The organism is Pseudomonas sp. PDM01 (assembly GCF_014852325.1).
GTDB classification, from domain to species: domain Bacteria; phylum Pseudomonadota; class Gammaproteobacteria; order Pseudomonadales; family Pseudomonadaceae; genus Aquipseudomonas; species Aquipseudomonas migulae.
The window spans coordinates 239,535-265,826 of the sequence record NZ_JACVBK010000009.1 but is presented as its reverse complement, the minus strand read 5'-3'; the positions used below and the strand labels follow the sequence as shown (position 1 = coordinate 265,826).

Below are 26,292 nucleotides of genomic sequence, written 5' to 3'. Positions count from 1 at the left end.
GCATCCTCGCGTCCAGTGCCCAACGACAGCGCTCGAGCCTGCGCGTAGAAGGAGCTGCATCATGATTGTCCGTCCGGTCCAGATCACCGACCTGCCCGCCCTGTTGGCGCTGGTCCGGCAGGCCGGCCCCGGGTTTACCACCCTGCCCGCCAGCGAGGACCGCCTGGCGCACCGGGTGCGCTGGGCGCAACGGACTTTCGCGGAACAGGTTGAACGCGCCGATGCCGACTACCTGTTCGTGCTCGAAGACGACGATCAGCAAGTGGTGGGTGTCAGCGCCCTGACAGGGGCCGTTGGCCTGCGTGAGCCCTGGTACAACTATCGAGTGGGACTGACAGTCAGTGCGTCACCGGATCTGGGCATCCGGCGGCAAATCCCGACACTGTTCCTGAACAACGAAATGACCGGGCAATCGGAGATTTGCTCCCTGTTCCTGCGTCACGATCAACGCCACGGCAGTAACGGTCGATTGTTGTCGTTGGCGCGCTTGCTGTTTGCTGCCGAGTTTGCGCACCTGTTCGGCGAGAAGCTCATCGCCGAACTGCGTGGCAGCGCCGACGAGCAAGGCTGCTCGCCATTCTGGGACAGCCTGGGCCGGCACTTCTTCAAGATGGACTTCAACCATGCCGATCACTTGTCGGGGCTGGGCAGCAAATCGTTCATTGCCGAACTGATGCCACGCCAACCGCTGTATACCTGCCTGCTCACCGAACAGGCCCAGGCCGTGATCGGCAAGGCTCACCCGAATACCGAACCGGCATTGAAAATCCTCACCGCCGAAGGTTTCACGCACAAGGGCTACATCGACATCTTTGACGCCGGCCCGGTCATCGAAGCACCGCTGTCGAAAATCCGCACGGTGCGCGACAGCCAGGCGCTATCGCTGGTCATCGGCACGCCAGACGACCAGGCGCCGGTCTGGCTGATCCACAACCGCCGACTGGAAAACTGCCGCATCACCGCCGCCCCCGCCAGGCGAGTGGGCAACAGCCTGATCGTCGACCGGCTCACCGCCAAACGCTTGCAACTGCAACCCGGCAACTCGGTACGCGCAGTGCCGCTGCTCAATCAACAGCAGCAGGCTGCGGCGGCTTGAAACAACCTCACGCCTCTCAATGGCGGTTTCGATCAGGCCCGCTCTGCAAATTCGTCATCATTCTTCCCCCCTTAGCGTGATAGCCTTTTGTTTTTTCGGCGTTGACACTTTTGCTCAAGCCCTTCCATTCCATTGGTGGAACTCATATGTCCAGGCTTTCACATCAAGACTTGCGCCGTAACTTCCGTGAACTGTTCGCTTCCAAAACCTGCTATCACACCGCATCGGTTTTCGACCCGATGTCGGCACGCATTGCCGCAGACCTGGGTTTTGAAGTGGGGATCCTGGGTGGTTCCGTCGCGTCGCTACAGGTGCTGGGTGCACCCGACTTCGCCCTGATCACCCTCAGTGAATTCGCCGAGCAGGCCACTCGCATCGGCCGTGTCGCCCAATTGCCGGTGATCGCCGACGCCGACCATGGCTACGGCAACGCCCTTAACGTGATGCGCACCATCGTCGAGCTCGAACGTGCCGGCATCGCCGCCCTGACCATCGAAGACACCCTGCTGCCGGCGCAGTTCGGCCGCAAGTCCACCGACCTGATCGGTGTCGCCGAAGGTGTCGGCAAGATCCGCGCAGCGCTGGAAGCCCGGGTCGACTCGGAAATGGCCATCATCGCCCGCACCCACGCGGGCATCCTGCCGGTGCAGGAAATCATCAGCCGCACCCAGCAGTACCAGAAGGCCGGTGCGGACGGGATTTGCATGGTGGGCGTGCGCGACTTCGACCACCTCGAACAGATCGCCGAACACCTGAGCGTGCCACTGATGCTGGTCACCTACGGCAACCCGCTGCTGCGCGACGACAAACGTCTGGCGGAGCTGGGCGTGCGGGTCACCATCGACGGTCATGGCGCTTACTTTGCGGCGATCAAGGCGACTTACGACAGCCTGCGCGAGCAGCGGCAGATCCTCACTCAGACCTCGGACTTGAGCGCTACGGAACTGACGCATACCTATACGCAGCCTGAGGAATACATCCGTTGGGCAGAAGAGTTTATGAGTGTTAAAGAGTGACATTCAGTCGAGTCTGGCGTCGTCATCAAGGTGACGCCAGGCATCAACTTATTATAAATCCCCCTCACTACACCCAACTATAAAACCCTCTTAAGTCAGTTCCATCACAACACTTACACACAACCACTCACATTCATTTACAGCTACAGCCTTGCCCTGCATCACCAGCAGTGCAACTATCTTTACGTCACTACGACAACAAAACCAACCCATTATTATTTTGCGAGAGCACCATGAAAACAACAACCAACAACTGGTGTAGCACACCGCTATTTCACGCTCAAACCAACATCATCAACACATCGACACATAAACTTACTGCACTGTCTTGCATATCCGGATATACACCTCGCCTCAACGTGGGCAATATCCACGAAATCAAACGTTACTGGCAATTGACTGAAGCACCGCAATCTATTAAGTAACACTACCGACACATCCGACCAAGTGCTTGGCTTTCGTAGTTTGCAACGCCAGGCACCCCTACTAAATCAAGTTTCAACGTCTAACCACCAAAGTCTCAATACACACATTTTTTTCCAGCAAAAACCTGTACTGCACGCCCGATCGCTGATGGCGGCTATACGCCCACATTCACTCACACACTTTGAGTCAATGGATACGCCTATGATCAAGACCCTTATCAGATCAGACCTTCATCCAGAACAAATTATTAACACTCTCAAGACACTGGATCTGACCACCGAAGTAAAACACTTAGCCGCTTTATTGCATCAGAAAACTGCTGACGACCCCGAACTGTCCAGGGGAGCAGCAATCTTGAGCTCAACCAACATCCATACCGGAACGTTGACTTTGTACTATAACGCAAGTGGCAATATCAGCTTGAAGGCACCTGACAATGCCCCTGTTTCACCGCAACTCTATACGGTGCCGGGTAACAGCATTCTGTTCGCAATCAATGCGCAGTCGTATCGCGTTCAACTTTACGAAGTGGCGGATGACTACCTGATACTCGGACCACAAGTCACGGTCGACGCGGATAACCCCCTGCTCATCGACGGCACAAAAGTTCTGTTTGACAGCAATCCAACAGGGAACGGGCACCCAGCGTTTATCGGCAGCCTTAACTTTCCGGATAAGAGTGCCGATATCCGTGTTTTCGAACGCAGGTCATTACGCAAATGTGCCTGGTTCCCCCACGATAAAAGCGCCGCACATTATCTGGTCAGTCTGGAACTGCTTGAGGCCGTACAAGACCCAGATTCTAGCAAAGTGGCTGAAGAGTTGATTTATCACTATCACCCCGCAGTTGCGTGGAAGGCGTTCCAGCTCATATATGGCGCTGATCCCTGTAACGCTCGGAGATACGTGCCGCAATTGCGGAAGCTGCAAAATACTCATCTGAACCGTTTGCTTGACCAGCACCTGGATGAAGTCGCATGAACCTGAAGACTTTTATCGAGCGCATAGAAGGGTACGATCCGGATCGTGACAAACCACAAATCATTGCCGACCTGCGCGAACTCGCTACCCACAAAACATTACTGAGCGAGCATCTCTACAACACCCTCCAACGCGACGGTTACAACACCAAAAACAGTTTGTATAACGCCTACGCCTTCGTGCTGCACTATTCGGATGCCTACACCGTCCGCTTGGGTTTCTGGGCTCCAGTGACGAGCAAGGATGAGAGCGAAACGTTCATCTACAACTTGAACCACACCCACGATTTTGAGATTTATGCGGTGGGTTACAGCGGCGACGGCTACACCACCGTTATACGCAAAATACTTGATCAGGCGCCATTGCGTGTGGGTATACGACCTCCCTTAGGCGACGAATCAACACTTAAACTTGCCCAGGACGAAGTACTGCACATGCAACCTTATTACGAAGTACATCGACAACTGCCGCCCCAGTGCATGTCTTCCTCACTAAGCCTGATCATTCATGCACAGCCGTCAACCACCTCGGCCCAGGCCTGGTGTTTCGATGAGGACTACTTGCCGACCTATCCCGGCATTGCAACGCAGGAAACAGCGTTCTACGAACATACGTTGTCGCTGCTGGGTCTGGAATAGTCAGATTGAGAATCGGCGAGAACTCGTTTGTGCGGTTCGGCGAAGGCAGCGGTTTAAAACGTAAAGGATGTCCCCGGTTTCTACCGACCGAAGCCCGCTCCCACATGGGGATTTGTGCAGGCTTTCAAACCGGGTCGAACAGTTCGTGACGAGGTTCGCCCTCGCCGCTACAGATAACCCGATTGCGGCCGGTGGTCTTGGCCTGGTAAAGCGCCTGATCGGCGTCGTTGAGCCAGAGCGTCGCGTCTGTGTGCGCCTGGGTGAAAGCGGCCAGGCCGATGCTCAGGCTGACTTTCAGCGCTGGGCTCTGTTCGTAACTGAGGGTGGCGAAACGATCCCGCAGGGCATCCATGGCCGCCGCGGCGCTGCCGAGCGCAAGGTCCGGGAGAATCACACAGAACTCGTCACCGCCGTAGCGGCCGGCCACGTCAGTCGCCCGAAGGTTCTGTTTGAGCACCTTGCTCAACTGCCGCAAGACGATATCGCCGGCGACATGCCCGTAGGTGTCGTTGATGGCTTTGAAGTGATCGACGTCGATCAACGCAATAGCCCCACCCCGATTCTGGCGTTTACAGCGTTGGAATTCGACTTCCAACTGGTCCTTCCAGGCACCATGGTTGAGCAGGCCGGTGAGGCTATCGGTGCGACTCAGGGCGAGCAATTCGCGCTTTTGCCGGCCAAGCGTGGTGGCCTGGCGAAAGCAGATCCAGCCCAGCGCCAACGGATAAAGACACAGCAAGGGTAAACAGGCGTACAGCTGCAGTTGACTGGTTTCAGGAATAAAGGCCGGCGCAAACAGAAAGTATCCGACACAAACACCCAGAAGTTGCGCAACCGTGCCCACCAGCAGGAATCGCAAACCGCCAATGGCCACATTGTTCATCGCCATCATGGCAATGGTGGTTGCGCTGGGCAGCGGATTGAATTGCATGGCGGCGACCCAGAAGCCGCCGAGAAAGGCATCGACCAGCAGGTTACGGTGTTCGGCGTGGTAGGGAACCTTCGCCCGACGCGCCCATTGGTAGGCCACGTGTGGCCAGAAGATTCCGTTGAAGAGCATCATCGCCCAGACCCACAATGGCGGATCAAGCGGGTACATCGCGGCGGCCACACACACCAGTCCCGCGGCTAGCCCCAGGCTTCGCGATGCATAGAGCCTCCTGGCCAGTGAAAGTCCTTTTCCTCCCGTTTTTCCCATAAGGCCTCTGTACCGCTGAACGGAACCTGATCACACCTGGGGTTGCGGGTGTGCTCGAAGTCTAACAGGGCAACGTCAAATAGCCATCACCGGCCAGCAGTCTGAATACCGCGGTATAGACAGGAGGCGAGCCCCGAATGTTTGGCTATACCTGAAGAGACAAATAACGAGAAAAAAGGAGGCCCATGCAGACTTTCCAAGTGTTGATCATCGGCAGCGGTTTCGGCGGCCAGTGTGCGGCGATCAATTTGCTCAAGGCCGGCATCGATGATTTTCGTCTGTTGGAACGTCGGGACTTCTTCGGCGGCACCTGGTGCCAGAACACTTACCCCGGCGCCGCCGTCGATGTGCCCTCGCCGCTGTATTCGCTGTCCTTTGCGCCCTATCGCTGGACGCAAATGTTCGCCGAACAAGCCGAATTGCACCGCTACACGCAGCACGTGGTGGAGCAATTCGGCCTGCGCGACAGGGTGGAACTGGAGGCGAACGTCGAACGCATCGAATGGGACGACGACGCCAAACGCTGGGCAGTGCACACCGCCAGCAAAGGCACGTTCTACGCGCAGTTCCTGATCAACGCCTCAGGGCCGCTGAGTCAGCCCGTCGTCCCACACTTCGAGGGCCAGGAGCGCTTTCAGGGCAAGACTTTTCATACCAACCATTGGGATCACGCCTACGACTATCGGCATAAACGCGTCGCCATCGTTGGCAGTGGCGCCAGCGCGGCCCAGGTGATCCCGGCGATTGCTCCGGACGTCGCGCATTTGCATGTATTCCAGCGCACACCGCACTGGGTGCTGCCACGGGGCGACCGCACTTTTGGGCCTTTCCAGCGCTGGTTGCTCGGCCTCAAACCCGCCTACAAGCTGCTGCGCTGGATGATCTACTGGCAATTCGAAACCCGGGTGATTGCCTTCAAATATTCGAAACCGGCCATCCGCATGGTCCAGCAACACGCCCTGCGCTTCCTCAAACGACAAGTGCCCGACCCTGAACTCAGACGAAAACTGACACCGGACTACGCCATCGGCTGCAAGCGGGTCATTGTTTCCAGCACCCTGTACCCGGCACTCGGCCGCGACAATGTGACCTTGCACAGCCGCGAGCAAGGCATTGCCGCCATCGACGAAACCGGCATCGTCACGCAGGACGGGCAGCACATCGACGTGGACCTGATTGTCTGGTCCACCGGTTACGACGCCACTGACGGCGTCATTTCCTACCCGGTCAGCGGAAAAAACGGCAAGCAACTCAGGGATTTCTGGGCGACCTACCCTCGCGCCTACCTCGGCACCAGCCTGCCGGACTTCCCCAACCTGTTTATCGTCACCGGCCCCAACACCGGTATCGGCCATACATCGGCGCTGTTCATCATCGAATCGCAGATGAATTACATCCTCGACTGCATTCGCACGTTAAAAGAACAGGGTTTGCGCAGCATCGAAGTACGCCCCGAGGCAGAACGTACCTACACTGAAATGATCCACCGGGAGATGGAACGCACTGTATGGAAGTCAGGAGGCTGCCACAGTTGGTATCAAAGCAAGAGCGGTCATGTAATCGCCATGTTTCCGGGGTTCAGTTTCAGCTACCACCGATTGACCCGGGCACTGAAACCCGCCGATCACATGCTGTCCTGATCAGAGAGAAGGGAGACGCCTGATGCTTTTGTTGGTTGTCGCTATCGCAGTTTTCGCGGCCTGGAGCTGGTTGAGCTACCCGGCCATCGGTTATTGGCTCTATGACTTGAACATGGCGGCCGAAGCCAAGCTGTATCGGCTACACAAAATCGTCGTGCCCATCGCCGAAATGACCGTCTCGACCTGGCAAGGCGGGCCTTATGAAGCGTCAAGCAGTGTGCTGATGCTCCACGGCTACAGCGCCGACAAGAATATCTGGCTGCGTTTTGCCCGGCACTTTGTCGGCACCTACCGGGTGATCATCCCCGACATCGCGGGGCATGGCGAAACCGGCTTCAAGGCCGGCGGCGGTTATGACATTCCCTTGCAGGCCAAGCGAATGATCCAGTTGCTCGACGTCTGCGGCGTCGAGAAGGTCCACGTGATCGGCAACTCGATGGGTGGCTACATGGCGGCCTGGCTCGCGGCCACCTACCCGGAGCGCATCGCGTCGGTCGCGCTGATCGACCCGGCCGGTGTCACCGCCCCCGAAATCAGTGACCTGGAACGCCACCTGGCCCAGGGGCACAACCCGTTCCTGGTTCACTCCCGAGAAGAATTCCGGCGCTTCTACGCCATGACCATGGCCGAACCACCGTGGGTGCCCGGCGTGGTGCTGGACGCCATCGCCCAGCGTTATGAACAGTCCCGGGATGAGTTGGCAGAAATCTTCAGCGATTTTCGCGCCAGCCCGCCGATGGAGCCAAAACTGCCCGACATCAAGTGCCCGGCGCTGCTGCTGTGGGGGCGCAAGGACCGCTTGATCGATGTCAGTAGCGTGGCGATCTGGAGCAAAGGCATCGAGGATCTGCGTGTAGAAATCTGGGACGGCATCGGCCATATGCCGATGGTCGAAGAGCCAGGGAGCACGGCGCGGTTATATCGGGAGTTTTTGGCATCCCAACGCTCGGAAAGCCCTCAGGACCAGAGGATGCATTGAGCAAGCAGTCCTTGGAAGAATGAAGTCCGTAAGATTCTTCGTTTGTCGGCGGCGCTGAAGGCTGCGATCTTTTCCGCATCCTTTACGTCACCGCGCCAGGAATTTTTTCATGAGCCACCCGAGCTTTGTCAGCCCTGACCTGATCCGCCAACGCTTCTCCAAAGCGATGTCCGACATGTACCGCGAAGAAGTGCCGCTGTACGGCGCGCTGATGGAACTGGTGGAGCAGACCAACCGCCATGTACTGGAGAGCGATCCGCAGATCGCCCGACAGTTGAACAGCACCGGCGAAATCCAGCGCCTGGACCTGGAGCGTCATGGCGCCATCCGCGTCGGCACCGCCGCTGAACTGGCCACCCTCGCCCGGCTGTTTGCGGTGATGGGCATGCAACCGGTCGGCTATTACGACCTGACCCCGGCCGGCGTGCCGGTGCATTCCACGGCGTTCCGCGCGGTGCATGAAGCCGCACTGCAGGTCAGCCCGTTTCGAGTGTTCACCTCGTTGCTGCGTCTGGAATTGATCGAAGACCTTGAGCTGCGCGCCTTTGCGCAATCGGTGCTGAATAAGCGCTCGATCTTCACGCCAAAAGCATTGAACCTCATTGATCGTGCCGAAACCGAAGGTGGCCTCACCGAGCCCGAGGCCCAGGACTTCGTCGAGCAAGCGCTGGAAACCTTCCGCTGGCACCACAGCGCGACGGTCACCGCCGAGCAGTACCAGAAACTCAGCGCCCAGCATCGCCTGATCGCCGACGTGGTGGCGTTCAAGGGGCCGCACATCAACCACCTGACGCCGCGCACGCTGGACATCGACATCGTGCAGGCGCAAATGCCGGCCCACGGCATTACCCCTAAAGCGGTGATCGAAGGCCCGCCCCGCCGGCAGTGCCCGATCCTGTTGCGTCAGACCAGTTTCAAGGCGCTGGACGAGCCTGTTGCCTTTACCGATCAGGCCGAAAGTCGCGGCAGCCACAGCGCTCGTTTCGGTGAAATCGAGCAGCGCGGCGCGGCGCTCACGCCTAAAGGACGAGCGCTGTATGACCGTTTGCTCAATGCTGCTCGCGACGAACTCGGGGACTTCCCCAACGAAGGCAACGCCGCACGCTATAACGCGCTGATGACGCAGCATTTCAGCGAATTCCCTGACACCGTCGAGGGCATGCGCCTACAGGAACTGGCGTACTTTCGCTATTTCGTGACGGAGAAAGGCGTCGGAGCGCCGGCGCTTAAATCCTCGTCTCTGGAAGATCTGCTCAGCGGAGGCTATTTGCGGGTTGAACCGCTGGTTTACGAAGATTTCCTGCCGGTCAGCGCGGCGGGGATTTTTCAGTCAAACCTGGGGGATGCCGCGCAAACCCACTACGGCGAGCATTCGAATCGGCAAGCATTCGAGCAAGCCCTGGGACGATCGACCATCGATGAGTTGGGGTTGTATGCCGAGACGCAACGGCGTTCGATCGAGGAATGCTTCGCAACGCTCCGTTAATCCCCCCTTGTAGGAGCCGGCTTGCCGGCTCCTACAAGGTTCGTGGTTATTTCAGCTTCGTCAGCAGCGCTTCAGCCGCCGCCTCGGACGACGCCGGATTCTGCCCGGTCAGCAGCAGACCATCGGTCACCACATAACTCGCCCAGTCATCTCCCTTGGAATAAATCCCGCCCTTCTCCTGGAGCATGTCCTCCACCAGAAACGGCACCACATTGGTCAGTTGCACCGCCTCCTCCTCGGAGTTGGTGAAGCCAGTCACACGCTTGCCTTTGACCAGCGGTTGGCCATCCGCGCCCTTGACGTGACGCAACACGCCCGGCGCATGGCAGACCAAAGCAACCGGCTTGCCCGCCTTGTAAAACGCCTCGATCAATGCGATCGAAACCTTGTCTTCAGTCAGATCCCACAACGGGCCATGCCCGCCCGGATAGAAAACCGCATCGTAATCTTCGGCTCGCACGCTGCCGAGCAACGCGGTGGACGCCAATGCGGACTGGGCTGCAGAATCCTTGCGAAAACGCTCCGTCGCAGCGGTCTGCGCATCGGGCTCATCGCTTTTGGGGTCCAGTGGCGGCTGGCCTCCCTTGGGCGACGCCAGCGTCAGCTGAGCGCCGGCGTCTTTGAAAGCGAAATACGGTGCCGCGAATTCCTCCAGCCAGAAGCCGGTTTTCTTACCGGTATTGCCCAATTGATCGTGGGACGTCAAAACCATCAGGATTTTCATGTCGCGCTCCTTGAATGTGGGAAATGTACGGTTATCTCAGCGCAGATTTGACCACCCGGCTGCGCAGTTCGTTGCACTTGTTACACGGGTTCTCTCAGTGATGGCCAACCGCCTTGATGCGCAAGAAGTTGCGCAATCGACCGAGCAAATCGTCCGGTTTCACTGCACAACATCCGGCTAATCAGGGCCTCCAGCCGAGTGCGCAAGAAGTTGCGCAGTGCTGCGCAACTTCTTGCGCACATTACGCGTAGATCCTTGCGTGGCGTTTCAAAAACAGTCGCAAATCAATCTCAAAGCTTTGTTTTATATGGCTTTTATCGTTTATGGCACGGACCTTGATAACAGTCATGCACCCACCGGGCGATACCGCCTCCCGGGCACCTTTATTTATTCAGCAAGGAGAGCATCCATGGCAACACCAGCGTACATGTCCGTTACTGGCGAAAAACAAGGCCTGATCACTGCCGGCGCCTTCACTGCCGACTCCGTTGGCAACACCTACCAGGAAGGCCACGAAGACCAGGTCATGGTTCAGGCTTTCAGCCACGACGTGATCATCCCGCGTGACCCGCAATCCGGCCAACCGACCGGTCAGCGCGTACACAAGCCAGTCGTGATCACCAAGGTCTATGACAAGGCTTCGCCTCTGCTGCAAGCGGCTCTGACCTCCGGCGAGCGCATGAGCGAAATCGTTATCCAGTGGTTCCGTACTTCGGCTCAAGGTACTCAAGAGCACTACTACACCACCAAACTGGAAGACGCGATCATCGTCGCCATCAACAACAAAATGCACAACTGCCAGGATCCAGGCAACTCGCACTTCACCCACCTGGAAGAAGTGCAGTTCACCTACCGCAAAATCACCTGGACCCACGAAGTATCCGGTACTTCGGGTTCCGATGACTGGCGTGCTCCAGTCGTTTAATTACGGCTGATCGTTACAAGCATCGGCCAGCTCTGCTGGTCGATGTTGTTTACGCCCCTCCAGAATTTCGCGTGCGTTGATCCGCTTTGCGGTTGTCGACGAACGCCGCTCCACAGCACGAGGAACAAGGGATGTTCGCGCCGGCCAATCAGACTCACTTTGCCCTGACCATCGAAGGTCTTTCCAGCGACTTCCAGGTTTTATCCCTGCAAGGTCGGGAAGCCATCAGCCAGCCGTTTGTGTTTGAGGTGGAACTGGTCAGTGAAAAGCCGTCCCTGGACCTCGAAAGCCTGCTGCACAAACCGGCCTTTTTGCAGCTCTCGCCCGACGGCAGCGGCATCCATGGCCAGATCTATCGCGCCGCCCAGGGTGATTCCGGCAAACGCCTGACCCGCTACGCGGTGACCCTGCGCCCGCAACTGTCCTACCTCGCGCACCGCATCAACCAGCGCATCTTCCAGAACCTCACGGTACCGAAAATCATCGGTCTGGTCCTCGAAGAGCACGGCATCCAGAGCAATGCCTACCAATTCAAAGTCGGGGCGATTTATCCCGAGCGCATCTACTGCGTTCAGTACGATGAATCGGACCTGCAATTCGTCCAGCGCCTGTGCGAGGAAGAAGGTATCCACTACCACTTCGAGCACAGCGCCACGGCCCACAAACTGGTGTTCGGCGATGACCAGACGGTGTTCCCGAAACTCGCGCCCGTGGCCTATCAGCAAGATTCCGGCATGGTCGCCAGCGACCCGGTGATCAAGCGCTTCGACCTGCGCCTGGAAACCCGCACCAGCCGCATCACCCGCCGCGACTACGACTTCGAAAAACCGCGCATCAACCTCGAAAGCGAACACCGTGGCGACGCCCTGCCCGACCTCGAAGACTACGACTACCCTGGTCGCTTCATCGACCGCGAACGCGGCAAGCACCTGGCCAAACGTGCCCTCGAACGTCACCGCAGCGACTTCCAGCTGGCCGAAGGCAAAAGCGATCAGCCGTTGCTGGTCAGCGGCCATTTCCTGGCCCTGACCCAACACCCGAAAGCTAAATGGAACGACCTGTGGCTGCTGACCGAAGTCCTGCACGAAGGCAAACAGCCGCAAGTGCTGGAAGAGTCGGTCACCAGCAGCACGACCAACCTGAAAGACGACTTCCATCAGGGTTATCGCAACCGCTTCCAGGCCACCCCGTGGGACGTGCCGAACCGCCCGCCGCTGACGCAGAAGAAACCGCGCATTCTCGGCAGCCAGAGCGCCGTGGTCACCGGGCCCAAAGGTGAAGAAATCCACTGCGATCAGTACGGCCGCGTCAAAGTGCAATTCCACTGGGACCGCGAAGGTCAGGCCGACGACAAGACCAGCTGCTGGCTGCGCGTCTCCTCTGCGTGGGCCGGTGCGCACTACGGCGGCATCGCCATCCCGCGAATCGGCATGGAAGTGCTCGTCACGTTCCTCGAAGGCGACCCCGACCAGCCGCTGATCAGCGGCTGCCTGTACCACAAGGAAAACGTCGTCCCGTACGCCCTGCCGGCGAACAAGACCCGCACCACCTTCAAAACCCTGAGTTCGCCGGGTGGCGCAGGCTTCAACGAACTGCGCATCGAAGACAAGAAAGGCCAGGAACAGATCTTCCTCCACGCCCAGCGCGACTGGGATGAAAACGTCGAACACGACCAGAAGATCCGCGTCGGCAACGAACGCCACGACACCGTGGAGAAGAACAGCTACAGCGAATTCAAGGCCGAAGAACACCACACCGTTTATGAAGACCGCAAAGTCGAAGCCCGCGCCAACGACCACCTGACCGTGGGCGTGAACCAGCACATCAAGATCGGCACCGGGCAATTCATCGACGCGGGCCAGGAAATCCACCTGAGCAGCGGCATGAAAATCGTGCTCGAAGCCGGCAGCGAACTGACCCTGATCGGCGGCGGCAGCTTCATCAAGATCGATGCCGGCGGCGTCACCATGAGCGGGCCGGCGATCAACATGAACTCCGGTGGCGGACCGGGCAGCGGGACGGGGGCTGCGCCGATATTGCCGGGGCCGTTGAAGCAGGCGGATGCGGATAAGGCCGGGCAATTGCTGGTGCCCGCGCAGCGCCAAGCGTTGATGCAGAAGAAGCCGATCTGCGCGATTTGCGAGAAGGCCAAACTGGAGGCGCAAAATGCTTAAGTCCGACTGGACGCTGGAAAACGGGTTGCCCCAAGGCCTGCCGTGGAATGGCACCGTCGGATTGTTGCTGGATGGCGTCAGCGTCGAGAAACTGCCCCAGCACCTTTATCAATGGTCGGATGACCCGGTGTTCGAGCCTCTCTACCTCGGCACCCAGTGGGCGGAATTGGGCGACGTCTCGCCGTGCCTGGTTCAGATAAATGCGCAGAGCAATCCCATCCTCGCGAAGTTTCTCGCCGAGCCCCGCCAGGAGTGGGGCTACCTGGTGTTCAGCGATCAACCCTGGACACAAATGGTCGAGCACTTCCGCTGGCTGACCAGCGTCATGCACCCTCAGGGTGAAGAAGTCCTGCTGCGCATCGCCGACCCTGCCGTGGCCCACGCATTGCTCGGTCACGCCGAGAGCATCAAGGACCCTACCCTGTTCGGCCCCTGCTCGCAGATCGTCGCCGCCGACGCGGCATTGGGTTGCTGGCACATCAACCAGCGACCGGGCAAAGCCCCCGAGCCGAACCACAGCAAACGCTATCGCTTGAGCGACGAGCAACTCAGCCAACTGGATGAAGTGAATTTCCGCAGCATCGTCCTGCGTCTCGACCAGCACATGCACGAATACTTCCCGTCCTATCAGGCACAATCGATGCCGCTGCACCGCTGGGAACACCTGCACGCACTGGCCTCGACCTCCTACGATCGCGGCTTCAACACCGAACTCGACATCACCCTCTACGCCAACATTCACGGGTTCCTCGGCGAGCGAGCGCTGGAGGAGCATCCGGACCTGGATGCGATACTCAAGACCCCGTCGGAACAAACGCCCGCTCAGAGACTCGAACGGGTCGCTGATATTGCCCAGGAACGGGCCGAAACCCTGCACAGGAATCAAGGATGACCACGCCAACATCGGCCGGCAAAAGCCCAAACAACGTTGCAAAAAGCCAGGACGACGGCAAGTGCTCCCTGGGTGGCTGCCCCCTGATGAAGGCCAAGATCCAGCTCATCCCGCTGCGTTATGGCCTCGTCGAACGGCTCGACCCATCCAGTGCACTGGCGATGCCGTACAAGACCACTTCCCGTCCACTGGGCATTCGCTTGATCCGCGACGGCTGGCTCTACGTCATCGTCGACAAAAAACCTCAAGCCGTCATGCACGAATACCGCATCCAGAACGGCATCGTGACCCAACTGCTGTGGGAAAAAGGCGAGATCACCGCCAACAAACGCGAAAGCAACGTAGGCGAAGCCGTGCTGGTCTTCCCGCGTTCGAGCAAGCTCTACGTCAACTACTCCGAAGTGCAATGGACCGCCGCCAAATGCGCGCAGGTCATCAAGCACAAGTCCGAGCGTGAATACTTCATGCAGGCAGTAGACCTGACCAAGGCTGATCCGGAGAAAGGCGCGACTAATCTGCTGACGCCGAGTCAGGCGGAGAAGTGGATTGCGGAGGTTGCGGAGCAGCCGAGCAAATCACCGGCAGCTGCAGGGGCTAAACCAGAGGAAAGCAAAGACTATCTCTGGGAACAAGCGTCGCACTTCAAGAAAACTCAGCTGGGTGCGCTGAAAAAACAAGTGAAAGCGGAAAACGAGCGTGATCACCTGTACCTGGTTGTGCAAGACGATTTAGGTGTTCTGCGCGACCTTGCCGAGCATCAGGATTTGGTAACTGGCTGGATCAGTGACTGGAGTGACGCTGAGGCCAATCAAAAGAAGTATGTGTTTGGTTGCTACATCGAATCGTTGTACACCGTTACGACCGCAAATCTCTCCAATGCCGCAAAAGCAGATCCTCGCTTCGCAAAGCTTAATGACGAGACAAGCCCTGAGCAGCGACAAAACATCGTCGACTACGTGAATGTAAAAAACCAAACACAATGGTCTGGTGTAGGTACTCATAAAAGTGCTATCACCACTGCAAAAATGCGGATGCGCACAAATCTTGGCCCCCTGTATCCTCGTTACGAGGATCTGATTGAATCAATCGAAGATAATGCTGATGATGCACTTAATGGCGCCAAGATGGGGCAACAAGGCATCAATGACCTGATTGACCGCCCTGCAATGGAGGCATTCCTTAAACAACAAAGGGCTCAACTCAATCGTTGGAATAATCGTCTCGACCTAATCACCGACGATCGAATCAAGCTAGTTTGCGAAGGTCGATTCTATCGTTCCGCCTGGTATTATGACCCAAACTTCAGCAACCAATTGGAAAGCTCCTTGAGTGCTGAATATGCATGCATGAAAGATATTTGTCGAACCGACAAAGCTACCAAAGCAATTGCAGACCTAATAGAAAAAGAGCCTGGCTTTACCGTTCCTACGTTCTTCACACTTAGCCTATCTGATCGAAAAGACTTTCAAGCCAAACTAGCATCACTTTTCAAATATGCACGAGATGGCTGGAAAGCAAACAAAGACTTTAAAGCAGCACAAAAAACCATAGAAGAATACAAAGAACTAGTAAGCAGCAAACTAGCTGCAACTATGAATCTGGGTCCTGACGGCATTACCTTTGATCAACTCCGCAACACTGCCTATGACCCAGCGAAGCAATTGAAACTTGCAGATGCAATGGAAGAGGCCATGCAGGGCCTTGGTAACGGACGCACCATTGACCCCGCCAAATTCCTTCGACGGATTCCCGGCGCTGCTTGGATTGATATATTCCGAGCATTTAATCAAGGTGGAATCACACTATCCTTTGCTTCCGCCGATCAAATTCGACGCTTCGAAGCCGACATGGAAAAGCTCTCGGAGCTTCGTCAAGAGATGTCAACTCTCAAAAACAAAATCAAACAAACTTTAGCAAGCGAACGAAAAGGGAGAGCTCCCAAAGGTAGTCATCGTTCGCTAGTTTCTCAACGAAAAGCGATACAACAGTCAGTAGCACCATTGGAATCAAAAGTAGCGCAAGCTATGAGTCCGATTGGAGAAGCACCAGGAAAGACCGGAATAAAAATAGCCGGTCTAAATAGTTCACAAGTAACTGAATTCCACCGAATGGCTGAAGATAGCCGACTGAGAAAGCAATACAAAGGCCTGAGCGCAGATGTCTACAAATCCGCTGGCGGCGACTTGTTCGCTTCTGCGGCCTTTGTTATGCAGGCGATTAATTTTATTGTAGTTCTCGGAGAAGTAAGAAGAAAAGAAACCAGGGATAGATCAGATGTCATATCATTTTTTAATGCGCTATTTTCCACCGTTGGGGGAGGATTTGCAGCGCTTCAAGGTATAGCAAGTACCAGCCTTTCGGTCGCGGTAAACAATTACACTAGTGTTGCAGGAAAAATTAAGTATGCCGCGCGCCTTGGCAAGCTGACTGGTTTCCTGGGGCTTGGAGGCTATGGATTTAGCACAGCAGCAGCTGTACTTAGCCTATCAGGAGAAAAAGGGTCGATTGCAAGATGGACTGAAGCAATGAGAACTGGCGATAGTGCCAAGCTGGCAGGTGCAAGCATGACTTTGGCTGGTGATTCTGGACAAGTTGTGGTAAACGGTTGGGCAACGACTCAGACAGCTCATAGTCTATTCAAAGCAACTACTACACTTAATGAAGCTAGAGCGGTGGCTTGGGCAACTGCAGGAGCAAGGGTATTGAGCATCGCAGCAAGGGCAAACTTTATCGGTTTAGTGCTGACAGGTTTGCAGTTGGGCGGAGAATGGATCTATAACCGCAACAACAAAACTGAATTAGATAACTGGCTACAAAAAGGTGCCTGGGGGAAAAAAAGCAACAATAACAGCTTAGATGAGGAGCGCCTACTCTTAGCGGACATTACTGGCGCCCCCAAAGTCACATTACGAAAAATCAATAATCAATCGATGGCTGTGCTTAGCATCCCAAGCATGACGGCTCGAGAGTTAGATGCAGCAGGTCTTGGAATTTCCGCCTACTGGATGAATAATCTCCAGCGAAACGACTGGGAGGCCTGGACTGAGCCGATGCTATATCAGCTAAACCTTATCAGCGACCAAGATGCACCACTAGAGTTAGGCTTGGAAATATTTCAACATGAAGCAAATGCCCAGAGCGGTCTTGCTATTAAGCTTCGCTATCGACCACTTCCAAGCTCGGATGTTATACGAGAGAAAAAATTCGAGACACTGACATTGAATGCTGGCAATGATAAGGAAATACCCCCAACATCGATTTTGCGGACTCGCAAGGAAAACTCTCCTTGGGCACTCATAACCCATGACTATTTAAGTACATCCACCCAATCTCAAATATCCGGTTAATCAGATGCCAGCACCTGACAATAACATAATCGACGAAATCAATATAAAACTTCAAAGACCGACAGCCGGAGAAGTACGTAAATTTGCGACGGGTGAGGCCGTATTTCTGGCTCCACTCCCCGTCCCTACTGGCGACACCCCTATGGACTTAGACGGAAGTTTCATAGAAATCAATGAATCTTTTCTCGACATTGGAAGCAGTAATTTCAACAAGGCATTTCAAACACAAGCCATGATTGGACTCGTCATGGCTTTTATAATTACATGCGTTGTGATCGGCCCCCTTATCATTGGCCTAACAGCTTTTGGGGATCCTTATGGCCGAAGCTTTTCAGATAATTTTTTAGAGTTTTTCTTTCCAGGATTGGAATTTGCTATGTGGGGGGCCTTGGGTTTCTCAGCTATGGGGATTTACGTAATTCTCAGCAGTACTTTTAATAAAACTCGAAGCCGTCCAATCCGCTTCCATCGACAACGACGTGAGGTTTGCTTCTTTCCCAACGGGTCCGACGAGCAGGTCATCCAGCCATGGGAAGAAATGGTCTCATGGCTTTCCGTCAGCACGGGTGTTACAGGTGTAGGCGTCATGAGCAATTACACTTTTGGAATGGCATTCGACGACCAAAAACGTAATAAAGTGCACTTCGTGAACCAACAAGTTATGACGCCGACGCATGCATTAAGCAAGTGGGAAGCAATACGTATCTATATGGAAAAAGGCCCGAAATTTTGCCCCGGCAAGGCGCCATATGAAGGTCGACACACATTCGATCAACAACGTGAAACCATTAGTCAGGAATACCGCGAAGGCGACCGCTCCGCGCTTGGAGTTGGTTGGTGGTACTTTTCCCATCTAATCACCTTGTGGCGCTTTCCGTACTGGGTAGCGGAATGGGACCACCGCTACAGCATGAAGTCCTTACCTAACTCCATTGCTGAATGGTCAAAATCTCTACCGCCTGAGCAGTGGGCCAAGCCGAGCCAAGCTTTGAAAGAGCAAAGCGCCAAGATCGAGAAGGCTTTTGCTCAGGGACAAGATTTCATGACTTACTTCAAGGCAAATCTAAACGCAAACAAGACAGAAGAATCGATAAATAACTGAATGGAAACGATGAGCCACGTCCTTGAAGCATAAATACGACCGACTACCTCATGCCGGAGACTTTAAAAGTGAATCCGGCACAGAGATTGTCTACTTATCACCTAGGCCAGTGCCTACAGGTCTTCCGCCTTTCAGTGCTCGCCAGCTGCATCGTGACACCAACGATGTCTTTCTGGACTTTGCAGTCGGCCGTGCAAATTTCGAGTTCATGGCTCGTGCAGGCATCGGTTCGGTAATGTTCATCACCCTCTTCTTCCTTTTTGTATCAGGTTTTGGCTCGTGGCTGAGAAGAGACGTTCAGCCTTTCTGGACCAGTTGGATAGATTTTTTTACAAACGCCTACGTCCAGGGATTCATCTGGTGTCTTTCCGCTGTTTACGTTTGTATATTTTGTTATGCAGTCCGCCAGATCACTGTTCACCCCCCTATCCGCTTTAACCGACAACGCCGTGAAGTTGTGTTCGTACCAAAAAAGGGAGCCGCGCCACGCTATGTCCCTTGGGAGGAGGCAATCGCTTGTGTATCCGCGGGCCAGCTTATTGCTCAATATGCGGTGATGCCCGAATACAAGCTAATGATCGGTTTGCGTGATAGTGCCAGTGGCGATGTCTTGTGGTCCGTAGTGCCGAGCAGCAGTTTGAGTCTGGCCGTGTCCGAATGGGAGGCGATCCGCATGTACATGGAAGTGGGAAGTTTCGCGCTGCCATCTGATGAAACGGAAGAGTTTGAAGAAGGCAGCGTTCCCTTTTTCCACTTGTGTCGACGTAGCTACCGCGTGGATCACTCATTTCTACGCTACGTAGGGGGTTTTCTGGTCATTCAATTTTTCAGCGGCTGGACTTTGCCGTGCTATATCTCTGGCTGGGTCAACAACCGCCCAAAAGCCGCCTTCCCTAAAGAAGTCCTAGAGTGGTCAAAACCTCTCAACGTCGAGCAACACGCTGTGCCAAGCGAAGCGTTACTCGAGGAAAGCGCTGAAATCCGGAAGGCCTTTGCCAAAGGGCAAAACCTGCTGGATTACTTCAAGGTGAAATTTTCCGAACCGGCTAAAGAGCCCACAGTGGATGCGTCCTAGGCCGAATACCGTTTATGGCTCTCCGAATGACACCTATCTCTGCGCAGCACGACGAGTTCGATATTAAACAGCAGCGCCCTGCCGCCGGTGAAACTCGTCGTTTTGCTACTGGAGAGGCTCTATTTTTTTCGCCACTGCCGGTGCCTACCGGGCAAATCCCCATGGATTTCGGCGGAAGCTTCGTTGAAGTCAACGAGACATTCCTCGACTTGGGCAGTAGTAATTTCGGCAAGGCTTTCCAAGCTAGGGCAATGATTGGGCTCGGTATGATATTCATCTTCTCATGCCTGATTGTTTTGCCTTTGCTTGCAGGATCTACTACTTGGGGAAATCCATTTTCCGAATCCTTTTGGGACAGAGCTGCAGGTATGTTCCATTTCGGTGTGACCTTTAGTCTTTGGGGAGGAGCAATAGCCGCGCTTCTCGGTACTTACGTTATTTTTAGCACTACCAGAGCGAAGTCCCGCACCCGTCCAATTCGATTCAACCGCCAACGTCGTGAAGTCTGCTTTTTCCCCGAAGGTTCTGACGCTCCTGTCATTCAACCATGGGAAGAGACAGTATCTTGGCTTTCAATCAGTACAGGTGTGACTGGAGTGGGGGTAACAAGCGCCTATACCTTTGGTATGGCGTTCGACGATTCCAGAGCTGACGTAGTGCACTTTGTGAGACAAGGAGTAATGACTCCTACTCATGGCTTGGGCAAATGGGAAGCCATACGTGTCTATATGGAAAAAGGACCGGAGTTCTGCCCTGGCAAAGCCCCCTACGAAGGCCGTCACACCTTTGATAAAGAACGACAAGACATGCATGAGGAATACCAGCACAACGAGCGTTCCGCGTTAGGCGTTGGCTGGTGGTACCTGACACACCTGATCACTTGGTGGCGTTTCCCTTACTGGGTTGCAGAGTGGGACCATGGCTACAGTATGAAAGCGTTGCCGGACTCGATTGCAGACTGGTCGAAACCACTGCCGCCGGAGCAATGGGCAACGCCAAGTGCCGAGTTGGTTGCACAGAGCGCCAGGATTGAAAAAGCCTTTGCTCAGGGCCAGAGCTTCATGGAGTATTTCAACGCCAGTAAGCACCCGATGCAAAAAACAAGTTAAGAAAAACGGGCGATCAAACGATCGCCCGTTTTTTATGCACGCTCAGCCAATAAACTCTCTTCAACCTCATACTTGACCACCACCCGATTCTTATAAAGCCGCACACTCTCCAACACCTGACTCTCCTGGCCCTTAGTCCTCACATCCCGCCAGATTTCATTCTCCCGAAACACCCGCCCGCCTTCACGCACAAACCGGTGTTCCCGTTGATAAACGTGATACCGAAACGCCCGGACCTGATCACACAACAACTCCCCTTCCAACTGCTGCTCAGCCACTTTCAACTTCAACTGAAAGTGCCGATCCGTCGGGTTGTGCAGCACCAGGTCGATGTAGTTGTAAAAGATCGCCGCCCCGGAACCGAATGGCAGCACGCGCCCCTCGTCAGGAAATGGGTCGAAGCTGTGATTCGATCGTTCGACTACCAGCAGCGGGGAGTGAATCGCCATCCAGTGGATCAGGTTGCTTAGCTGGCAAATCCCGCCACCGACGCCGCTGCGTGCTTCACCAAAGGACAGTTCCATGCCTTCGACGTAACCGCGTTTTCGGGTCGGTCGGCCGACCAGACGGCAGAAGGAAAAGTATTCACCGGGGCCAATGACCACGCCGTCTATTGAAGCCACGGCCAATTTCAGGTTCACGACTTTGTTGTGTTGCAGCTGCACATCGGAGTTGCCGAGTTTGCGGATCAGTTTGGAGGTGTGTTTGAGGTATCGGTACGGCAAGCGCTCAAAGGTGTCTTTCGGGCGAGCGTAACGTTTGCGGGAGAAGCGCCACGCCAGTTGGCGGAACAGTCTTTTTTGCCACACGCGCAGCCAGTAGAGGGCCGGGTGATAAAGGGAGAGAGGTTTCATCCGTGTCAGAACGGCGGCTGCCGTTTTTATCCTTTACAAGAAATGCTAGGCATCCTATCGGATTTATGCAGTGCATATTGCACTTGAAGAAGGTGTTCGCCCAGTGTAATGGCCTCGGCAATCCATGCACTGGTAAAGAGCCCTGACACTGGGCGAACGGGAGGGATTTTAATAGAAGTTGGCGGATATGTCCGTGTGCATAAACATGAAATTTGTGTACACAATGTTTAACAAAATGTCGATTGCAATATCACGCCGACAACTTTTAAACCCACCAGTTAGACCATTAATTCTGATCATTCCTATACAAGAAACTGTACAGGAATGATCAAGCTGTAGAGCCAAGACTCAACTTTAGTGTTGAGTGGTCACTTTCAATACATCGGTATACGTCACGACGACGCTCTGCCCTACTTTCAAGTCTTTCAGTTTTTTCTGAACTTCAGGTTTTTCAACGTTGATGGTTTTCGAGTGTCCGCGGGGTCCCTTGAAGGTCACCTGATTTTTCGCCACATCAATTTTGGTGATTTGCAGTTGTACCTGCACCTGACGGAAGGCTTCACCCCCAGGGTTGGGGTCGTCTTTGGTGGCGCGGATTTCTCCGGTGCGTTCGGTAGAGCCCGGCAGACCTTTGTCGACATCGGTGTCGAGGTAAGCGGCAACGGAGCGGATCACTTCGACAGTGACCTTATCGCCGACCTTCAGGTTACCCAGATTCTTGGCCTTGTCGCTCAGTTGTACATTCACCTCACGGCCTTCAGCACCTTCAAGGACGACTTGGTGGTTGGCGGCGTCTACGGCCAGGACTTTGGTCGTGACTTGATCGGCTTCAACGACGGCAGACAACGGAATGTCCGCTGCCACGGCGCTGAAGCTGACAGTGGACAGCACGGTGGCGAGGGTGATGGCTTTGGTCAGAGCATGAAGTTTCATAAGCGGAACATTCCCTGTGGTGGATGGCAGCAGACGGCTCTGAATCGAGGTTCGGCGCCGTCTGTGCCACTGAGCATAGACGCTGTTCAGCGATTGTCCGCCGTCTCTTGCACGGGTGGACGCGGTACGTCGGAGTATTTCGAGGCACGCGCTGTCGAGAGCTGCGACTCAATACCCGGTCATTTCCAGATAGCCCTGCCCTGCATGACTGCCGCTCAGGCGCACGGGGCCTTCCCAGTATGGAATGCGCAAATTCATCCAGGCATTGCGATTGAGGGCATCGAGGGTGATGTCGAGGTGCTTGGCGGGGATTTTGATTGACCAGCGCACCGGCATCGAACGACCGGCAACTGTCGCGGTGTCTTGTGGTGTGAGGGTGATGTCGGCGGCGTGCAATAACTGAGTCTGGCCCTGCGCGTCGATCCAGGTGCCGGTGAGATACGGCTCGCCGTTTTTCTGCCGCATGCGGTACAGCATGACCTGTTCGCCGCTGTCCAGGTGCAGGGAAAACCAGTCCCAACCTGTCTGATTGGCGGTCAGTGGCTGGCTGCTCCACTCGCGGTCAAGCCAGGCTGGACCGCTGACCTGATAGGCCTTGCCGTCGATATCCAACGTGCCGCTGGCCTGGAAAAACGGCTGGCTGTAGTAGTACGACGCCTGGCCCTGTTCGGATTTCTGACTGAAACCCTTGTCGCCCTGAAGCACCAGTGGACGCGTGGACGTCAGCCGCAGCTGGTAGCCGAACGCCTTGTCGCGGGCACTGAGTTGAAGTTCCGCCAGAGGATCGGCGCCCTGGCTGCTGAATCGCCATTCGTCGATCCACGCGTTGAACGGGTCAAGACTCACACCCGCCTGACCAACGCCGCCCCGGGAATAACGCTCGGCAGCATGATGCACCGTGGCAGAGGTCACCGCAGCATGCCCCAACCAGATCACCTGATTGCCCCAACCCGCCACCTCGGGCGCGGCTTTCAAGGCACTGCGAAACAGCGTCCATTGCACGCCGAACTCGCGGCCCTGATCGTCCTTGAGGTTAGCCGTGACGTACCACCACTCGATCCGAAAGCCATCGTGGGGACCGTGATCCGCCGGGAAACTGAACACCCGGCCGGGCACTACGGGTGTGAACGCGGCAGCTTCACCCCCGAGCCCGGCGAAACCTTTTTCAACCGACGCCGTGTCATCGCAGCCGCTCAAAAAAAGTGCCAGCAACAACGCGCCGAGCTTAATCCTCATGAGCAAACGTCCTCAGCAGGTCCGCCGGTTGCGAGCGATACAGCGCGTACAGCGGCCACGCCGACGCCAGCAAAGTCGCGAGCAACGCCAGCCCCATCAACTGCAACAGCTGCAACGGAAAGACCCGCAACGGCAGGCGCCAGCCGAACGCCTGAACGTTGATCACCGTGTCCAGGCACCACGCCAGCGCGATGCCCAACGGCAACGCCAACATCAGCGTCAGCACTGCCAGCAGCCAGGTTTGCCCGAGGTTGAGCAGCATCAATTGTCGGCGCGTCACACCCAGCGCCCACAGGGGCGCGAGTTGTCCGAGGCGGCTTTGGCTCTGGGTCAGCAGGCTGATGAACAGCGCCACGCCCGCGACTGCGAGGGTCAGGCTGTTCAGCGCGGCAGTGGCGGCGAAGGTGCGTTCGAACACTTGCGTGGACCAGCCCTTGAGCCGGGCCTGATCGACGATGCGACTGTCATCGAGGGCGAAGCGCGCTTGCAGGGTTTGCAGGAACGGCGCAATCAACGGCGGGTCGATGCGCAGGTTGAAACGGTTCGGCGTCAGTTGCGGCCAGCCGCGCAGCAGGTGATTGACGTTGACCAGGAGATGACCCTTGGGGTTGCCGTAGTCGGCGTAGATCCCGACGATTCGCGGCGACCAGGGGCCCGCCGGTGTGGGAATCGTCAGGTGGTCACCCAGATGCACTTTCAACCGCCGCGCCAGTTGTTCGCTGAGCATCAAGGCGTCGTCCTTGGCCAGCCGGTCCCACGGGTTGTCGCCCAAGGCCTCCAACAGCGGCCAGTGCTGGCGATAGGTCGGGTGATCGATCACGCCGAACACGTCCGCCGGCCAGCCTTGCAACTGGATCGACACCTGCCAGTTGGGCAGCACCGCGCTGAGGGAGGGTTGCTGTTTGAGCCAACTCTGCAGTTCTCTGGCCTGGGCCGGATTTTGCGGGTTCACGTACAGCTCGGCAGTCAGGCGTTGTTCGAGCCAGTTGCTGAAGGTCTGGCGGAAACCGGCGGTCATGCTGCCGGCACCGATGTTCGCCGCCAATGCCAACAGCAGCGCCATCAGCGCCAGGCTCAGGGCCGGCAGTTGCTGGCGGCAATCGGCGAGAAACCATTGGCCGAGCACCGAGCGGCTGCGCTGCAGCGTCAGGTTCAACACGCTGTTGAGCACCACCGGCAGCGCCAGTGCGGCACCGATCAACAATGCCGCCATCAGCACAAATCCACTGGCGAGGCTGTCGCCCCGGATCAGCGCCAGTAACGCGATCACGCCGGCAATCGCCGCGACCCACGCCTGGCGCCGCAACCAGCGTGCGTGAGCCTGATGCCAGGCTTGCGGATCGGCCAGGGCCAGCAACGGCAGACGCGCCGCCCGCAACAAACTGTTGGCACCGGCCAACAACGCGCCGAACAGGCTCAAGCCGACGCCACTGAGCCACCACCATGGACTGAGGCTTAACTGCCCCGCCACTTCGGCACCGTACAAACCGCGCAAACTCGCAGCGACATCCGGCAGCAGCACGCTGGCCAGTAGATAACCGCTGGCAACGCCGGCAAGGCCGCCGATCAGTGCCAGGCCGCCCAGTTCAACGGCGAGGCAAGCGATCAACATCCGTGCGCTGACACCACAGGCGCGCAAGGTTCGCAGCAGCCCTCGGCGTTGCTCCAGCGCCAGCCCGATGGCCGCGTGAACGATGAACAGGCCGACCACGAAAGACAGAAAACCCAAGGCATCGAGGTTCAGGTGAAAACTTTCGGTGAGTCGCGAGAGGTTGTTTTCTTCGCCGCTGCTTTTGAGTTGGAGCTGGCTTTTGAACTGATCCGGCAAGGTGGCGGTGAAATCCTTGGGCAGCAGCAGACGAGACAGTTGCTCCGGCAGCCCCAGAATCTGCTGGGCGAAGCCGATATCCACCAGCAACACGCCGGGGGCCATGTCGGTTTGTACATGCAGCGGCGGCAATGTCGCCCCGCTCAACGTCAGCGGCTGCTCGCCTTCGCGCATGCCCAACGCTTGCAACGTCTGCGGCGAAATCCAGGTGCTGCCCGGCGGGCTGAAAAACCGGACGATCTGCTCAATGTCCAATGCCCGCCCGGCCACCGCTGACCCGGCCGGCAGCGACACCGGCTCGATGCCCATCAGTTGCAAGCGCTGGTCTTCATGGCCCTTGAGCGTCACCCGCCCTTGCAGCACCGGCGACACCGGCCAACCGGCGCGGCGCAGTTCGATAAACAATGACTGAGAAAAAGTCCCGCCACCGGGTGCGCTGAGGCTGGCCTGCGGCTCACCGCCGATCAACTGACTGGCTCGCGCGTAACTTTCCCGCGCCTGACTGTTGAGCGCCTGCACACCGGTCAGCAGGCTGGTGGCCAGCCACAGCCCGGTCAGCACACTGAAAAACTGCACCGGGTGCTGCCGCCAATGGCTGAGCAGCGCCCGCAACGTCTCGCGAAAGACCCTCAC

20 protein-coding genes are annotated in these 26,292 nt (G+C 56.5%); 14 read left to right on the top strand and 6 right to left on the bottom strand.

The window, feature by feature from the left end:
• The first annotated feature begins 61 nt into the window (after positions 1-61).
• The 4 genes from astA (at position 62) to IB246_RS22880 (ending at position 4,157) form a co-directional block, all read left to right on the top strand.
• Positions 62-1,096 (top strand): arginine N-succinyltransferase, encoded by a 1,035-nt coding sequence (gene astA / locus IB246_RS22895; RefSeq protein ID WP_008026743.1) that lies wholly within the window; start codon positions 62-64, stop codon positions 1,094-1,096.
• A gap of 146 nt (positions 1,097-1,242) precedes the next feature.
• Positions 1,243-2,112, top strand: coding sequence for an isocitrate lyase/PEP mutase family protein (locus IB246_RS22890; protein ID WP_008026744.1), 870 nt, complete (start codon positions 1,243-1,245; stop codon positions 2,110-2,112).
• A 627-nt stretch (positions 2,113-2,739) separates the two neighbouring features.
• Positions 2,740-3,519: a hypothetical protein gene (locus IB246_RS22885; protein WP_008044921.1), complete on the top strand. Its 780-nt coding sequence runs from the start codon at positions 2,740-2,742 to the stop codon at positions 3,517-3,519.
• Positions 3,516-4,157, top strand: coding sequence for a hypothetical protein (locus IB246_RS22880; protein WP_008044919.1), 642 nt, complete (start codon positions 3,516-3,518; stop codon positions 4,155-4,157). The genes IB246_RS22885 and IB246_RS22880 overlap by 4 nt, the downstream gene beginning before the upstream one ends.
• A gap of 124 nt (positions 4,158-4,281) precedes the next feature.
• Here the strand turns inward: IB246_RS22880 and IB246_RS22875 are convergent, their stop codons facing one another.
• Positions 4,282-5,355 carry a diguanylate cyclase gene (locus IB246_RS22875; RefSeq protein ID WP_008026745.1) on the bottom strand — a complete coding sequence of 358 codons (1,074 nt, stop codon included), beginning with the start codon at positions 5,353-5,355 and terminating at the stop codon, positions 4,282-4,284.
• 185 nt (positions 5,356-5,540) lie between these two features.
• On the opposite strand from IB246_RS22875, the gene IB246_RS22870 reads away from it, so the two are divergent.
• The 3 genes from IB246_RS22870 (at position 5,541) to IB246_RS22860 (ending at position 9,460) form a co-directional block, all read left to right on the top strand.
• The gene (locus IB246_RS22870) at positions 5,541-6,995 is read left to right on the top strand and encodes a flavin-containing monooxygenase (protein WP_008044918.1); all 1,455 of its coding nucleotides are present in this window, start codon (positions 5,541-5,543) and stop codon (positions 6,993-6,995) included.
• A 22-nt stretch (positions 6,996-7,017) separates the two neighbouring features.
• Entirely contained in the window at positions 7,018-7,974 is a 957-nt protein-coding gene (locus IB246_RS22865; protein WP_008044917.1) for an alpha/beta fold hydrolase, read from the top strand.
• Between the two features lie 109 nt (positions 7,975-8,083).
• The gene (locus tag IB246_RS22860; RefSeq protein ID WP_008044916.1) at positions 8,084-9,460 is read left to right on the top strand and encodes a VOC family protein; all 1,377 of its coding nucleotides are present in this window, start codon (positions 8,084-8,086) and stop codon (positions 9,458-9,460) included.
• Positions 9,461-9,506: 46 nt separating this feature from the next.
• Here the strand turns inward: IB246_RS22860 and IB246_RS22855 are convergent, their stop codons facing one another.
• Entirely contained in the window at positions 9,507-10,184 is a 678-nt protein-coding gene (locus IB246_RS22855) for a type 1 glutamine amidotransferase domain-containing protein (RefSeq protein WP_008044915.1), read from the bottom strand.
• Between the two features lie 409 nt (positions 10,185-10,593).
• Here IB246_RS22855 and IB246_RS22850 point away from each other — a divergent pair, with 409 nt between their 5' ends.
• The 7 genes from IB246_RS22850 (at position 10,594) to IB246_RS22820 (ending at position 20,808) form a co-directional block, all read left to right on the top strand.
• Complete coding sequence (locus tag IB246_RS22850) at positions 10,594-11,109, top strand: Hcp family type VI secretion system effector (RefSeq protein WP_007919523.1); 516 nt, start codon at positions 10,594-10,596, stop codon at positions 11,107-11,109.
• 131 nt (positions 11,110-11,240) lie between these two features.
• On the top strand, positions 11,241-13,283 hold the full coding sequence (gene tssI / locus IB246_RS22845) for a type VI secretion system tip protein VgrG (RefSeq protein WP_008044914.1): 2,043 nt from the start codon (positions 11,241-11,243) through the stop codon (positions 13,281-13,283).
• A complete protein-coding gene (locus IB246_RS22840) occupies positions 13,276-14,175 on the top strand; it encodes a DUF4123 domain-containing protein (protein ID WP_008044907.1) in 900 nt (299 codons plus the stop codon). Before tssI ends, IB246_RS22840 begins: the two co-directional genes overlap by 8 nt.
• Entirely contained in the window at positions 14,172-17,522 is a 3,351-nt protein-coding gene (locus IB246_RS22835; protein WP_008044904.1) for a toxin VasX, read from the top strand. Before IB246_RS22840 ends, IB246_RS22835 begins: the two co-directional genes overlap by 4 nt.
• Positions 17,523-17,526: 4 nt before the next feature.
• Positions 17,527-18,624 (top strand): DUF6708 domain-containing protein, encoded by a 1,098-nt coding sequence (locus tag IB246_RS22830; RefSeq protein ID WP_318652994.1) that lies wholly within the window; start codon positions 17,527-17,529, stop codon positions 18,622-18,624.
• 22 nt (positions 18,625-18,646) lie between these two features.
• On the top strand, positions 18,647-19,699 hold the full coding sequence (locus IB246_RS28750) for a hypothetical protein (protein ID WP_225609123.1): 1,053 nt from the start codon (positions 18,647-18,649) through the stop codon (positions 19,697-19,699).
• 26 nt (positions 19,700-19,725) lie between these two features.
• Positions 19,726-20,808 (top strand): DUF6708 domain-containing protein, encoded by a 1,083-nt coding sequence (locus IB246_RS22820; protein WP_081500241.1) that lies wholly within the window; start codon positions 19,726-19,728, stop codon positions 20,806-20,808.
• A gap of 32 nt (positions 20,809-20,840) precedes the next feature.
• Here IB246_RS22820 and IB246_RS22815 read toward each other — a convergent pair whose 3' ends face one another.
• From IB246_RS22815 to IB246_RS22800, 4 genes are all read right to left on the bottom strand, one after another.
• Entirely contained in the window at positions 20,841-21,662 is an 822-nt protein-coding gene (locus IB246_RS22815) for a VanW family protein (protein WP_032832893.1), read from the bottom strand.
• 354 nt (positions 21,663-22,016) lie between these two features.
• Positions 22,017-22,595, bottom strand: a complete 579-nt coding sequence (locus IB246_RS22810; protein WP_008043603.1) for a hypothetical protein — start codon at positions 22,593-22,595, stop codon at positions 22,017-22,019.
• 168 nt (positions 22,596-22,763) lie between these two features.
• Entirely contained in the window at positions 22,764-23,831 is a 1,068-nt protein-coding gene (locus tag IB246_RS22805; protein ID WP_008043605.1) for a lipocalin-like domain-containing protein, read from the bottom strand.
• A complete protein-coding gene (locus IB246_RS22800; protein WP_008043607.1) occupies positions 23,821-26,292 on the bottom strand; it encodes an ABC transporter permease in 2,472 nt (823 codons plus the stop codon). Before IB246_RS22800 ends, IB246_RS22805 begins: the two co-directional genes overlap by 11 nt.

Excerpts from the sequence above, each read along its gene's own strand:
- IB246_RS22815 (WP_032832893.1), bottom strand. The coding sequence starts at position 21,662 with ATGAAACCTCTCTCCCTTTATCACCCGGCCCTCTACTGGCTGCGCGTG.
- IB246_RS22880 (WP_008044919.1), top strand. The coding sequence starts at position 3,516 with ATGAACCTGAAGACTTTTATCGAGCGCATAGAAGGGTACGATCCGGAT.
- IB246_RS22855 (WP_008044915.1), bottom strand. The coding sequence starts at position 10,184 with ATGAAAATCCTGATGGTTTTGACGTCCCACGATCAATTGGGCAATACC.
- IB246_RS22890 (WP_008026744.1), top strand. The coding sequence starts at position 1,243 with ATGTCCAGGCTTTCACATCAAGACTTGCGCCGTAACTTCCGTGAACTG.
- IB246_RS22830 (WP_318652994.1), top strand. The coding sequence starts at position 17,527 with ATGCCAGCACCTGACAATAACATAATCGACGAAATCAATATAAAACTT.
- IB246_RS22810 (WP_008043603.1), bottom strand. The coding sequence starts at position 22,595 with ATGAAACTTCATGCTCTGACCAAAGCCATCACCCTCGCCACCGTGCTG.
- IB246_RS22875 (WP_008026745.1), bottom strand. The coding sequence starts at position 5,355 with ATGGGAAAAACGGGAGGAAAAGGACTTTCACTGGCCAGGAGGCTCTAT.
- IB246_RS22860 (WP_008044916.1), top strand. The coding sequence starts at position 8,084 with ATGAGCCACCCGAGCTTTGTCAGCCCTGACCTGATCCGCCAACGCTTC.
- IB246_RS22805 (WP_008043605.1), bottom strand. The coding sequence starts at position 23,831 with ATGAGGATTAAGCTCGGCGCGTTGTTGCTGGCACTTTTTTTGAGCGGC.
- IB246_RS22850 (WP_007919523.1), top strand. The coding sequence starts at position 10,594 with ATGGCAACACCAGCGTACATGTCCGTTACTGGCGAAAAACAAGGCCTG.
- IB246_RS22835 (WP_008044904.1), top strand. The coding sequence starts at position 14,172 with ATGACCACGCCAACATCGGCCGGCAAAAGCCCAAACAACGTTGCAAAA.
- IB246_RS22820 (WP_081500241.1), top strand. The coding sequence starts at position 19,726 with ATGACACCTATCTCTGCGCAGCACGACGAGTTCGATATTAAACAGCAG.
- IB246_RS22840 (WP_008044907.1), top strand. The coding sequence starts at position 13,276 with ATGCTTAAGTCCGACTGGACGCTGGAAAACGGGTTGCCCCAAGGCCTG.
- IB246_RS22870 (WP_008044918.1), top strand. The coding sequence starts at position 5,541 with ATGCAGACTTTCCAAGTGTTGATCATCGGCAGCGGTTTCGGCGGCCAG.
- astA (WP_008026743.1), top strand. The coding sequence starts at position 62 with ATGATTGTCCGTCCGGTCCAGATCACCGACCTGCCCGCCCTGTTGGCG.
- IB246_RS22865 (WP_008044917.1), top strand. The coding sequence starts at position 7,018 with ATGCTTTTGTTGGTTGTCGCTATCGCAGTTTTCGCGGCCTGGAGCTGG.
- IB246_RS22885 (WP_008044921.1), top strand. The coding sequence starts at position 2,740 with ATGATCAAGACCCTTATCAGATCAGACCTTCATCCAGAACAAATTATT.
- tssI (WP_008044914.1), top strand. The coding sequence starts at position 11,241 with ATGTTCGCGCCGGCCAATCAGACTCACTTTGCCCTGACCATCGAAGGT.